This window comes from Streptomyces sp. NPDC104831 (assembly GCF_055583025.1).
In genome coordinates, this window is the sequence record NZ_JBVJOT010000002.1 from 38,579 (window position 1) to 51,188 (window position 12,610).

Annotated in this window: 11 protein-coding genes; 6 read left to right on the forward strand and 5 right to left on the reverse strand. The window is 72.4% G+C overall.

The window, feature by feature from the left end:
- The first annotated feature begins 331 nt into the window (after positions 1-331).
- Both aceE and ACZ63H_RS01575 read left to right on the forward strand, forming a co-directional pair.
- Entirely contained in the window at positions 332-3,079 is a 2,748-nt protein-coding gene (gene aceE, locus ACZ63H_RS01570) for a pyruvate dehydrogenase (acetyl-transferring), homodimeric type (protein WP_469861046.1), read from the forward strand.
- 131 nt (positions 3,080-3,210) lie between these two features.
- On the forward strand, positions 3,211-4,014 hold the full coding sequence (locus ACZ63H_RS01575; RefSeq protein ID WP_469861048.1) for a potassium channel family protein: 804 nt from the start codon (positions 3,211-3,213) through the stop codon (positions 4,012-4,014).
- Between the two features lie 10 nt (positions 4,015-4,024).
- On the opposite strand, the gene ACZ63H_RS01580 is transcribed toward ACZ63H_RS01575, so the two are convergent.
- Both ACZ63H_RS01580 and ACZ63H_RS01585 read right to left on the reverse strand, forming a co-directional pair.
- Positions 4,025-4,330 (reverse strand): small hydrophobic protein, encoded by a 306-nt coding sequence (locus ACZ63H_RS01580; RefSeq protein ID WP_469861050.1) that lies wholly within the window; start codon positions 4,328-4,330, stop codon positions 4,025-4,027.
- A 225-nt stretch (positions 4,331-4,555) separates the two neighbouring features.
- The gene (locus ACZ63H_RS01585; protein ID WP_469861052.1) at positions 4,556-6,175 is read right to left on the reverse strand and encodes an MFS transporter; all 1,620 of its coding nucleotides are present in this window, start codon (positions 6,173-6,175) and stop codon (positions 4,556-4,558) included.
- Positions 6,176-6,301: 126 nt separating this feature from the next.
- On the opposite strand from ACZ63H_RS01585, the gene ACZ63H_RS01590 reads away from it, so the two are divergent.
- The 3 genes from ACZ63H_RS01590 (at position 6,302) to ACZ63H_RS01600 (ending at position 9,164) form a co-directional block, all read left to right on the forward strand.
- Positions 6,302-6,928, forward strand: coding sequence for a TetR/AcrR family transcriptional regulator (locus ACZ63H_RS01590; RefSeq protein WP_469861054.1), 627 nt, complete (start codon positions 6,302-6,304; stop codon positions 6,926-6,928).
- Between the two features lie 103 nt (positions 6,929-7,031).
- Positions 7,032-8,249, forward strand: coding sequence for an alpha/beta hydrolase (locus ACZ63H_RS01595; protein ID WP_469861056.1), 1,218 nt, complete (start codon positions 7,032-7,034; stop codon positions 8,247-8,249).
- Positions 8,250-8,315: 66 nt separating this feature from the next.
- Positions 8,316-9,164, forward strand: coding sequence for a DUF4429 domain-containing protein (locus ACZ63H_RS01600; RefSeq protein ID WP_469861057.1), 849 nt, complete (start codon positions 8,316-8,318; stop codon positions 9,162-9,164).
- A gap of 217 nt (positions 9,165-9,381) precedes the next feature.
- On the opposite strand, the gene ACZ63H_RS01605 is transcribed toward ACZ63H_RS01600, so the two are convergent.
- Positions 9,382-10,398 carry an aldo/keto reductase gene (locus tag ACZ63H_RS01605; protein WP_469861059.1) on the reverse strand — a complete coding sequence of 339 codons (1,017 nt, stop codon included), beginning with the start codon at positions 10,396-10,398 and terminating at the stop codon, positions 9,382-9,384.
- Complete coding sequence (locus tag ACZ63H_RS01610) at positions 10,395-10,859, reverse strand: MerR family transcriptional regulator (protein ID WP_469861061.1); 465 nt, start codon at positions 10,857-10,859, stop codon at positions 10,395-10,397. Before ACZ63H_RS01610 ends, ACZ63H_RS01605 begins: the two co-directional genes overlap by 4 nt.
- A 222-nt stretch (positions 10,860-11,081) precedes the next feature.
- Between ACZ63H_RS01610 and ACZ63H_RS01615 the strand changes: the two genes are divergently transcribed.
- The gene (locus ACZ63H_RS01615; protein WP_469861063.1) at positions 11,082-11,903 is read left to right on the forward strand and encodes a serine hydrolase domain-containing protein; all 822 of its coding nucleotides are present in this window, start codon (positions 11,082-11,084) and stop codon (positions 11,901-11,903) included.
- Positions 11,904-11,918: 15 nt separating this feature from the next.
- On the opposite strand, the gene ACZ63H_RS01620 is transcribed toward ACZ63H_RS01615, so the two are convergent.
- Positions 11,919-12,578, reverse strand: coding sequence for a pirin family protein (locus ACZ63H_RS01620; protein WP_469861065.1), 660 nt, complete (start codon positions 12,576-12,578; stop codon positions 11,919-11,921).
- Positions 12,579-12,610 lie beyond the last annotated feature (32 nt).

A 12,610-nucleotide genomic window follows, 5' to 3' on the forward strand; every position in this document is an offset into this window, starting at 1 on the left:
GAACGGATCGCGCAAGTACCCGGCCGTCGGGACCGTCGAAACGGTGACGATCCCGGCCGGGTCGTCGCAACTCCTGGCACCGTATCGCGCTTTTCCCCGACCCACATCACGCCGGTGTGCCCGGTTTGCCCCGTTCGGAATCATCCTGGGATACGTCGCTCGAACAATTTTGCCAAGCACGTCACACCCCGGGCGTATCGTTGCGTTTTGACCGGTGGTGCGCCGGCCGAGACGAGCGTGGAGATGACGTACGGCTTCCCCAGGTACACGATGGGGAACGCGGTGTAGGCAGCTGCAACGAGAACCGGCCCTCCGACAGGTAAGGAACAGCGTGGCTTCCGGATCCGATCGCAACCCGATCATCATTGGCGGCCTTCCGAGTCAGGTCCCTGACTTCGATCCCGAAGAGACCCAGGAATGGCTCGACTCCCTGGACGCCGCCGTCGACGAGCGCGGCCGGGAGCGGGCCCGCTATCTCATGCTGCGCCTGATCGAGCGGGCCCGCGAGAGGCGCGTGGCCGTGCCCGAGATGCGCAGCACGGACTACGTCAACACGATCCCCACCAAGAGCGAGCCGTTCTTCCCCGGCAACGAGGAGATCGAGCGCCGGATCCTCAACGCCACCCGCTGGAACGCGGCCGTGATGGTCTCGCGCGCCCAGCGCCCGGGCATCGGCGTCGGCGGCCACATCGCGACCTTCGCCTCCTCCGCCTCGCTCTACGACGTCGGCTTCAACCACTTCTTCCGCGGCAAGGACGAGGGCGACGGCGGCGACCAGGTCTTCTTCCAGGGGCACGCCTCCCCCGGCATCTACGCCCGCGCCTACCTGCTCGACCGCCTCACCGACCAGCAGCTCGACGGCTTCCGCCAGGAGAAGTCGAAGTACCCGGACGGCCTGTCCAGCTACCCGCACCCGCGCTCGATGCCGGACTTCTGGGAGTTCCCGACGGTCTCCATGGGCCTCGGCCCGCTGGGGGCGATCTACCAGGCGCGGATGAACCGCTACATGCAGGCGCGCGGCATCGCCGACACCTCGCGGTCGCACGTGTGGGCCTTCCTCGGCGACGGCGAGATGGACGAGCCGGAGTCGCTCGGCCAGCTCTCCCTGGCCGCCCGCGAGGGCCTGGACAACCTGACCTTCGTGGTCAACTGCAACCTCCAGCGGCTGGACGGGCCGGTGCGCGGCAACGGCAAGATCATCCAGGAGCTGGAGTCGGTCTTCCGGGGCGCCGGCTGGAACGTGATCAAGCTGATCTGGGACCGCTCCTGGGACCCGCTGCTCGCGCAGGACCGGGACGGCATCCTCGTCAACAAGATGAACACGACGCCGGACGGGCAGTTCCAGACCTACGCCACCGAGTCCGGGTCCTACATCCGCGAGCACTTCTTCGGCGACGACCACCGGCTGCGCGCGATGGTCGAGAACATGACCGACGACCAGATCCTGCACCTGGGGCGCGGCGGTCACGACCACCGCAAGATCTACGCGGCGTTCAAGGCGGCCAAGGAGCACAAGGGCCAGCCGACGGTCATTCTGGCCAAGACGGTCAAGGGCTGGACGCTGGGCCCGAACTTCGAGGGCCGCAACGCCACGCACCAGATGAAGAAGCTGACGGTCGACGACCTCAAGCGCTTCCGGGACCGGCTGCACCTGCCGATCTCCGACCAGGAGCTGGAGTCCGGCCCGCCGCCGTACTACCACCCGGGCCCGGACTCGGAGGAGATCCAGTACATGCACGACCGCCGCCGGTCCCTCGGCGGTTACGTCCCGACGCGCGTCGTGCGCTCCAAGCCGCTCGCCCTGCCGGACGACAAGGCGTACGCGACCGTGAAGAAGGGCACGGGTCAGCAGTCCATCGCGACGACCATGGCCTTCGTCCGGCTCCTGAAGGACCTCATGCGGGACAAGGAGATCGGCAAGCGGTTCGTGCTGATCGCGCCGGACGAGTACCGCACGTTCGGCATGGACTCCTTCTTCCCGAGTGCGAAGATCTACAACCCGCTGGGCCAGCAGTACGAGTCCGTGGACCGGGAACTCCTCCTGGCCTACAAGGAGTCGCCGACCGGCCAGATGCTGCACGACGGCATCTCCGAGGCGGGCTGCACGGCCTCGCTGACGGCGGCGGGCTCGGCGTACGCCACGCACGGCGAGCCGCTGATCCCGGTGTACGTCTTCTACTCGATGTTCGGCTTCCAGCGCACCGGCGACCAGTTCTGGCAGATGGCCGACCAGTTGGCGCGCGGTTTCGTCCTGGGCGCGACCGCCGGCCGGACGACCCTGACCGGCGAGGGCCTCCAGCACGCGGACGGCCACTCCCAGCTGCTGGCCTCCACCAACCCGGCGTGCGTGGCCTACGACCCGGCGTACGCCTACGAGATCGCACACATCGTCCAGGACGGCCTGCGCCGGATGTACGGCGGCTCGCCCGAGCACCCGCACGGCGAGGACGTCTTCTACTACCTCACCGTCTACAACGAGCCCATCCGGCACCCGGCCGAGCCGCCGAACGTGGACGTCGAGGGAATCGTCAAGGGCATCCACAAGATCGGCGAGGCCACCGGCGGCGCGATCCCGGTGCAGATCATGGCGTCGGGCGTGGCGGTCCCGTGGGCCCTTGAGGCCCAGCGGATCCTGGCCGAGGAGTGGAACGTCCGGGCGGACGTGTGGTCCGCGACCTCCTGGAACGAGCTGCGCCGCGAGGCCGTGGCCTGCGAGGAGCACAACCTGCTCCACCCCGAGGAGGAGCAGCGGGTGCCCTTCGTGACGCGCAAGCTCGGCGGCGCCGAGGGTCCGTTCGTGGCCGTGTCCGACTGGATGCGATCGGTTCCGGACCAGATCGCGCGCTGGGTCCCCGGCACGTACCAGTCCCTGGGCGCCGACGGGTTCGGCTTCGCCGACACCCGGGGCGCCGCGCGCCGCTTCTTCCACATCGACGCCCAGTCGATCGTGGTGGCGGTGCTGACGGAGCTGGCGCGGGCGGGGAAGGTCGACCGGTCCGTGCTGAAGCAGGCCATCGACCGGTACCAGCTGCTGGACGTCAGGGCGGCGGACCCGGGGGCGGCCGGGGGCGACGCGTAGCCGCCGCGCCCGGCCCCGGCCGGCAAGGGGCGTGAGGGCCGCCGCGCGTCCGCCGGCCGGTGGCCGGCCGGCCGCGCGGTCCCCGCGCCCCGGTCGGGGCGCCGGGCTTACGGTTTCTTTACGATTGCGCCATGGAGCAACTGTCCGCGCAGGCGCGGTGGGAGCGGTACGGCGAACGGCCGCTGTTGGCGCTCGCGGTGGCCTTCGCCGTCGCTTACGCGGTGCCCATCGTGGACGCCTCCGCCGGGCGCTCGCTGACGGCCTTGTGCACGGGGGTCGAGTGGGTGGTGTGGGGGGCGTTCGCCCTGGACTACCTGGTCCGGCTGGCGCTCGCCCCGCACCGGGGGGTGTTCGTCCGGCGCCACTGGCTCGACCTGTGCGCGGTCGTGCTGCCGCTGCTGCAACCGCTGCGGCTGCTGCGGCTGGTGTCGACACTGCTGCTGGTGGGCCGGCGGGCCCGGATGGCCCCGCAGATCCGGCTGACCACGTATGTCGTCGGGGCCGTCATCGGCCTGCTGATGTTCGGCTCGCTGGCGGTGCTGTCCGTGGAACGGGAGGCGCCGCACGGGAACATCCGGACGCTGGGTGACGCGGTGTGGTGGTCGTTCACGACGATGACGACCGTGGGGTACGGGGACCACGCGCCGACGACGGGGCTCGGGCGGGTGATCGCGGTCGGGCTGATGCTCTCCGGGATCGCCCTGCTCGGTGTCGTCACCGCGAACATCGCCGCCTGGTTCATCTCCCGCTTCGAGAAGGACGACGTGGAGGAGCGCCGGCAGACGGAGGCGATCGCCTCCCTCGCCGAGGAGGTGCGGCTGCTGCGCGCCGAGGTCGCGCGGCTGACGCAGACGGCGGCACCCCGAAGGGGCGCGGGCGGCTGCGCGACGAGCCACAGCGAACCCGCGCCCGGCAACGGACCATCGGCCCCTTAGGCCGGTCGGCCTAGAGGAGGCCGTTGCCCCAGGTCGCCGCGCCGGCGAGAGCGATGACGGCGAGCAGGGTGTCGATCGCGCCCAGGATCAGGGCCACCAGCGCCGGCACATTGCGTTCGCCCAACCAGCTGCGGCCCATCGACTGCCAGCCGCAGAAGATCGCGACGGGGCCGAGGACGATGCCCAGCGCGAAGAAGCCGGCCACCGCGCAGATCGCGCCGATGATCCCGAGCGTCGCGCGGTCCGGCCCGGTGCGCTGCCACGTCCGGCCTCGCGACCGGGGGAACCCGCGTGTTCCATGCCCGAAACCTGCCATCATCAACTCCCTGAGGCATATGGACAGTTCGGCTTCACGGTGCGGGTACCCCGGTTCCGCCGGAGCAGACCGGACGCGCTGTCCCCCTCCGACAGCGCGCGCCGCGGCCCCGTGGTCCTCCTATGCGCTGCGGAGGAGTTGACCCACTGTGACCTGCGGCGCGCGCCGAGAGCCAGCGATCTTGAGGGGAGTCACCCTGATGGGCGAACTCCGCCGGGAGGGCCGTCAGATGTGGCCCACGCCCGCGCCCGCCTCCGCGTTCGTGCCGCGCTTGGTGAGCAGCGCGACGAGGACGGCGATCGCGGCCACGCCCGCCGCCACGAGGGAGGCGAGGCTCATGCCGTCGATGAAGGTGTGGTGGGCCACCTCGGTGATCTTCTCGGCGATGGGGGCCGGGGTGTCCTTGGCCACCGGCGCGACACCCTGCTGCACCGCCTCGGCCGCCTGGTGCAGTTGCTGCGGGGGCAGCTCCGGCAGCCCGGCGTCCGCCCAGTTGCCGGCGAGGGTGTGGTCGACCTTGGAGGCCATCACCGCGCCCAGCACGGCCGTGCCGAGGCTGCCGCCGATCTGCATGGCCGCCTGCTGGAGACCGCCCGCGACGCCGGACAGCTCCATCGGGGCGTTGCCGACGATGACCTCCGTGGCGCCGACCATGACCGGGGCGAGGCCGAGGCCGAGCAGGGCGAACCAGACGGACATCAGGCCGCTGCCGGTGTTCTCCTCCAGCGTGGACATGCCGTACATGGCGATCGCGGTGACGGCCATGCCGCCCGCCAGCGGTATCCGCGGACCGGCCTTGGTGATGAGGGCACCGGCCAGCGGGGAGCCGACGATCATCATGCCGGTCAGCGGCAGCAGGTGCAGACCCGCGTCGATCGGGCTCATGCCGTGGACGTTCTGCAGGTAGAAGGTGACGAAGAACAGGCCGCCCATGAACGCGATGGCCATCAGGACCATCAGCACCACACCGGCGGACAGCGCGACCGAGCGGAACAGCGCCAGCGGGATCAGCGGCTCGCGCACCCGCTTCTCCCAGAGGGCGAACAGGGCGAAGCCGACGACCGAGGCGATGAGGAACAGCCAGGTCTTGCCGTCGCCCCAGCCCCAGGCCGGGGCCTTGATCAGGGCCCAGACCAGGCAGAACATCGCGCCCGACAGCAGGGCGATGCCCAGGATGTCGAAGGAGCGCGGGGCGTTCTCGGCGCGGTGGTCGAGCAGGATCAGCGAGCCCAGCACGAGGGCGAGGGCGCCGACCGGCACGTTGATGAAGAACACCGACTGCCAGTTGACGTGCTCGACGAGGACACCGCCGAGGATCGGGCCGCCCGCGGTGGAGGCGCCGATCACCATGCCCCAGATGCCGATCGCCATGTTGAGCTTCTCGGCCGGGAAGGTCGCCCGCAGCAGGCCGAGCGCGGCCGGCATCAGCAGCGCGCCGAACAGACCCTGGAAGACACGGAAGGTGACGACCGCGGCGATGCTGTCCGACAGCCCGATGGCACCGGAGGCGGCGGCGAAGCCGGCGACGCCGATCAGGAACGTCTGCCGGTGGCCGAAGCGGTCGCCCAGCTTGCCGGCGGTGATCAGGGAGACCGCGAGCGCCAGGAAGTAGGCGTTGGTGATCCACTGGAGCTGGGCCCAGCTGGCGTGCAGGTCCTTGCCGATGGCCGGGTTCGCGATGGCCACGATGGTGCCGTCGAGGGCCACCATCATGACCCCTACGGCGACGGTGATCAGCGTGAGCCACGGGTGGCCGCGCAGGCCCGCGGCCGGCTGCGGCCCGGACGGGGCGGCCGGCGTCCGGTCCCCCGGTCCCGTCGCGTCGACGGTGGTCTGACTAGTCATACACTCAGGTTAGTGACAGCCACTGACAGTTGACAAACCAAATCACTAGTCGGTTACTGACACGAAAAATGGGGGTCAGACCGGGCCGGACGGACGTTCCGCCCTCGTTCACCGGGAGAGAGGCCAATGGAGACGCTGCGCGAGCGCAAGAAGCGGCGTACACGGGAATCGCTGCTGCGGGCCGCTCTCGAACTGTTCACCACGCAGGGGTACGAACGGACGACCGTCGACGAGATCGCCGAGGCCGTCGACGTCTCGCAGCGCACCTTCTTCCGCTACTTCGCGGGCAAGGAGGACGTGGCCTTCGCGGTGCAGGACATGGCGGAGGCGGCGTTCGTGGCGGCCGTACGGACCCGCCCGCCGCACGAGGCGCCGATACGGGCCCTGCGCCAGGCGTTCCTGGAGAGCTGGGACGAGATGCGCGAGACCGTCGAGTCGGTCGTGCCGGTCGAACTGCACCTGAGCATGTACCGGACGATCGAGGCCGAGCCCGCGCTGCTCGCCGCCCGGCTGCGCCGGCTGGCCGCGACGGAGGAGGCCCTCGCCCGGGTGCTGGCCGAGCGGGAGGGCGTCGACGTGGACACCGACCCCCGGCCCCGGCTGGCGGTGGCCGTGTTCGGCGGGGTGATGCGGGTCACCGAGCGGCAGTGGTGCACGGGCGAGGACTCCGGGCCCGAGGTGATCCGGACGCTCACCACGTCGTACCTCGATCAGGTGGGTTCGGCGCTGACGGGAAACTGGCGGACCGCCTGAGATCGTTGGCAGAACGCCCGCTCCGTGACCGCCGACCGCCGAAACGTGATCCCCGTCACTCGGTTACCCCGAGACCCGCTCGCTCTCCTAGTGTGTCCTCCCAGTGACTTCCTTCGACACCTCCCCGCACCTCAACCTCTGGCGCGCCCTGCCGGCGCTGGCCGTCGTGTTCGTGATGCTCGCGACCACCGGCTGGACCGCCCTGCGCACCCACCGGGAGTCGTCGGCGCTCGCGACCTCGCTCGCCCAGTGGCACCACGGCCACCTGCACGGACGGAAGCTGCCGGACCCCGAGGCCGCCCCGGCCCGGCTCGCCCGGTTCTTCGGCTCGCTCACCCCGGCCGACCGTGACCGGCTGGTCCGCCGCTATCCGCTCGCGGTCGGCAACATGAACGGCGCCCCGGCGTCGCTGCGCTACCGCGCCAACCACCTCGCGCTGGAGCAGGCGCGCGAGAGCGAGCGCGGGCGCATGCACGACAGCCGGCTCAGCACGGCCGGCCAGCAGGACGCGGGCCGGCGGATGCACCGCTACGAATCCCTGCTGAGCGGGGGCCGGCAGATCCTGGCCTTCGACCCCGAGGGCTCGGGCCGGGTCGCCGAGGTGTTCGGCGACCTCGCCTCGGCGCGGCGGATCTCGGTCGTCGTCCCCGGCGTCGACACCGACCTGCTCACCTTCCAGCGGACCAACCGCCCCTACAGCGCCCCGGTCGGCATGGCCAAGGCGCTGTACGCGGCCGAACGGGCGGTGCGCCCCGCGACCCGCACGGCCGTGATCGCCTGGGCCGACTACACCTCGCCCGACGGACTCGGGGTGGACGCGGCCACCGGACTGCGCGCCGAGGAGGGCGCCGTACGGCTGAACGCGCTGCTGCGCGCGCTGCCCGGCCGGGCCCCGGTGTCGATGTTCTGTCACAGCTACGGCTCGGTGCTCTGCGGGGTCGCCGCGCGCGGCATGCCCCGCCGGGTCGCCGACATAGCGGTGGCCGCGAGCCCCGGCATGCGGGCCGCCGGCGCCGCCGGCCTCGGCACGACGGCCCGGGTGTGGGCGATGCGGGACGCCAGCGACTGGGTGCGCGACGTGCCCTATCTGGAACTGGGCGGCCTCGGCCACGGTGCCGACCCGGTGTCCGCGGGGTTCGGGGCGCGGGTGCTGTCGGCCCGGGACGCCGAGGGGCACAGCGGTTACTTCCAGCCGGGCACGGACAGCCTGCGCAATCTGGCCGCCGTCGGGGTGGGCGCGTACAGCGAGGTGACGTGCGCACGGGAGGATGATGCGTGCCGGTCCGGTCTGTCCGGCACGCCGACGGCCCAACGCGCGTAGAAACAGCAGGAAGTGCGGTCTGCGCGGGTGGCGACGGAGGGACACGTGCCGCATACGATGAGCCGCATGGGTGACGTACTGGCGGGATTTCATGCCGTCTGGGAGTTCGAGTCCGACTCCGTGCTCATCCGTTACGAACGGGGGATTCGGACACCGAAGCTGTTCCAGGCGCTGGGCGAGCGCCGGATCCCGCTGGCCGCGGTCGAGGGCGTGGCCCTCGGGCCGGGCAGGCGGGGGACGGTCGTCCTGCGCCTGCGGCCGCGCCCCGGCGCCGATCCGCTGATGGAGGCGGCCGACGGGCAGTTGAAGGAGGGCGCCGACCCGTACCGGCTGGTGCTGCCGGCCGAGCGGGAGACCCTCGCGGAGTACTACGCCGACGAGCTGAAGGGGCTGCTCACCGAGCCCGGTCCGGCCGACCGGCACCTGGTCGCGGCGCCCGGGGCACCGCTCCAGTTCAAGGCGTACGACGGCAAGGCGTCCTTCGACGGGACGTCCGTGCAGTTCCGCTGGTCCTGGACCGGGGCGTCCTCGGCGAAGTGGAAGGCCGGCGACCAGAGCTTCGCGGTGACCGAGCTGAGCGGGGTGGAGTGGCGGTCGCCGGAGGTCTTCGAGGGACACCTGCGGCTGATCAGGCGGTCGGACGGCACGGCGGCGCCCGCGCAGCCCGACCAGGATCCGGCGGCCGTCGTCTTCGGGCTGGGCTACGGCCCGGTGCACGAGTCGCTGCCGTTCGCCGCGGCGGTGCTCGCCGCCGTGCGCGCCCGGGGGCCGGTGCCCTCGATACCGGCCCCGGCCCGGCGCGATCCCGCCGACATCGCCGAACGGATCCGGCACCTCGGGGAACTGCACCAGGCCGGGCTGGTCACCGACGAGGAATTCTCCAGCAAGAAGGCGGAACTGCTGGCAGAGCTGTAACCACCCGGCACGACCGGCCCGGCCGACGTGCCCGGGCGAACCGGCCAGTCGCCCGGCGACCGGGCAAACGGGCCGACCCGAGCGGGCGACCGGGCGGGCCGGCCGCCGTACCCGGACGAACCGGCCGACCCGAGCGGGCGACCGGGTGGACCGGCCGGCCCGGGTGGGCGTGCAGGCGGGGGTTATGCCGCCGGGCGGCCGGTGCGGGCGGGTGGGGTCACTCCCGGCCCGCCGAGGCGAACCGCATGTCCGGGTAGCGGTCGCCGGCCACCCGGCCGGCGATCGGCTCCAGGGCGGTCAGCTCCTCTTCCGTCAGGGTGATGCGGGTCGCCGCCACGTTCTCCTCCACCCGGCCCGGCTTGCGGGTGCCCGGGATCGGCACCACGGTCAGCCCGGCGACCGACGCCCGCTGCTGCGCCCAGGCCAGGGCGATCTGGCCGAGCGTGGCGCCGCGGGCCTCGGCGATCGCGCGGATCGGCTCCAGCAGGGCCGCGTTGGCGGACGCGTTGGCACCGGTGAAGCGGGGGTGCTGGCGGCGGAAGTCGTCGGACGTGAGGTCCTGCTCGGCGTTGGTGAAGGAGCCGGTGAGGAAGCCGCGGCCGAGCGGCGAGTACGGCACCAGGGCCACGCCCAGGTCCCGCGCGGCCGGTACGACCCGGACCTCGATGTCCCGGCTGAACAGGGACCACTCCGACTGCACGGCCGCGATCGGATGCACGGCGTGGGCGGCGCGCAGCTCGTCCGCGGTGACCTCGCTCAGCCCGAGGTGCTTGACCTTGCCCTCGCGGACCAGCTCCGCCATCGTGCCGACGGTCTCCTCGATGGGGACGTTCACATCGCGGCGGTGCATGTAGTAGAGGTCGATCACGTCGACGTCCAGCCGCTTCAGGCTGGCCTCGACCGCCTGGCGGATGTACGGGGCGTCGTTGCGGATGATCCGCTTGGTGGGGTCGTCCGGCGGGATCGACAGGGCGAACTTGGTGGCGATGACCACCTCGTCCCGGTGCGCCTGGAAGAAGGGGGAGAGGAACCGCTCGTTCTCCCCGTCGCCGTAGGCGTCCGCCGTGTCGTACAGCGTGACGCCCAGCTCCAGCGCCCGGTCCAGCGCGGCGCGGGCCTGCCCGGCGTCCGTCGGGCCGTAGCCGAAGTTCATGCCCATGCAGCCCAGGCCCTGTACGCCCACCTCCGGTCCGTCCGCGCCGAGCCGTACCGTCGGAATCCTGGCGTCGGTCATCGAGGGGTTCCCTCCGTCGCGTAGAAGCTGATCTTGCGGTCGAGTACGGCGAGCGTGTCCCGCAGCTCGGCGATCCTGTTCAGGACGTCCCGGCGGGTCGACTCCAGCAGGGCCTGCCGCTCCGCGTACGTGTCCTCGCCCCGGCGGACCAGTTCCGCGTACCGCACCATGTCCGCCACCGGCATGCCGGTCAGCCGGAGCTTGGTCACGAAGTCCAGCCAGTCCAGGTCGCGGTTGCTGTAGCGGCGCTGGCCGGTGTGCGAGCGGTCGACGTGCGGCATCAGCCCGATCCGCTCGTACCAGCGCAGGGTGTGCGCGGTCAGCCCGGTGAACGCGACGACCTCGCTGATCGTGTAGCGGTCCTGGCCGTCGGGGCGGGGGTGGCGCCGGGGAGGGGCGGAGCAGATGTCGGCGGGGGTGGCGTGCCCGGTGGCCGCTGGCGTGGTCTGCATCACCGTCATGCCCCCACGCTATGGCGTTGGAGTGCACTCGAAGCAAGCCGGTCCGGTGAGAAACACCGGGGACCCGGCCCGGTGGCGGCGGCCGGGCACGCGGTGCCGGACACGGGCCGCTCACCGGCTCGCCAAAGGCCGAGACGCGGTACGCCTCGCCGGGCTCCGGACGGGATCCGGATCCGGACCCGTCGGCGCGGTCGCCGCCGCGCGCCGCATAGGCTCGGACGCATGTCGTTGCAGAGCCTGGCGCTGATCGAGAACTGGCCCGTCCCCACCGCCGCGGCGGGAGTCGTCCGAGCCGACGGGAGCGTCCCCGGGACGCACGGTCCCGTCGGGCACCGCTTCCCGCTGGCCTCCGTCACCAAGCCGCTCGCGGCCTACGCGGCGCTCGTCGCCTACGAGGAGGGCGCGATCGAGCTGGACGAGCCGGCCGGTCCGCCCGGGGCGACGGTCCGTCACCTGCTCGCGCACACCTCGGGTCTGGCCTTCGACGAGCACCGGGTGACGGCCCCGCCCGGGGAGCGGCGGCTGTACTCCAACGCCGGGTTCGAGCAGCTCGGTGACCACATCGCCAAGGCCGCCGGCATGCCGTTCGCGGAGTATCTGCGCCAGGCCGTGCTGGAGCCGCTGGGCATGACGGCCACGTCGCTGGAGGGCTCGCCGGCGAAGGACGGGGTGTCGACGGTCGAGGACCTGCTGCGGTTCGCGGCGGAGGTGCAGGCGCCCCGGCTGCTGGACCCGCGGACGGTGGCGGCGGCGATGACCGTGCAGTACCCGGGGACCAAGGGCGTCCTGCCGGGGTACGGGCACCAGAACCCCAACGACTGGGGGCTGGGCTTCGAGATCCGCGACGGCAAGTCCCCGCACTGGACGGGCGCCGCGTCCTCCCCGCGCACCTTCGGGCACTTCGGGCAGTCCGGCACGTTCCTGTGGATCGACCCCGACGCCGGGGCGGCCGGGATCGCCCTGACCGACCGCGCGTTCGGCCCCTGGGCCATCGAGGCGTGGCCGGCCCTCACGGACGCGGTGCTGGCGGAACTGCGCGGCTGACGGGGACCGGCGGGGCTACGGCGCCAGCTCCCACAGCAGCAGGTCCGACGGGGCCGACGCCAGCGCCTGGAGCCCCCCGGCACCGGTGATCCGCGCCGCGTCGCCGGGGCCGAGCTCCTCCCCGTCCAGCCGGACCGCGCCGCGCGCCACGTGGACGTACACCCGCGGCGCGTCCGGCACCGCCGTCCGCTCCCCCGGCTCCAGCCGCCGTACGTGCAGCACCGCGCCCGCGGCCGGGACCGGGTACACGAGGGGGCCCGCGCCGGCCGGGACGAGGGTGTAGGACGGGGTGCCGCCGGGTTCCCGGGGGGTCAGCCACATCTGGAGGAAGGTCAGCGGGACCGGGCCGTCGTTGCGCTCCACGTGCCGCACCCCCGCGGCGGCGCCGAGGTGCTGCACCTGCCCGGCGCGCACCGTCGTCTCGTGGCCCGCCGAGTCGCGGTGGGTCAGCTCGCCCTCGACGACCCAGGTGACGATCTCGGTGTGGCTGTGCGGGTGCTCGCCGAAGCCGGCGCCCGGGGCGAGCCGCTCCTCGTTGCAGGCGATCAGCGCGCCGAACCGCAGGTTGTCGGGGTCGTAGTGCGGTCCGAAGGAGAAGGCGTGCCGGGTGTCGATCCCGGCCTCCGGGTCCCCTCCGCGATAGCGCTCACCGGCGCGGCGTACGTCCGTCGTCACGGCCCCCACGGTAGCGCCGCCGGGCGCGCGGG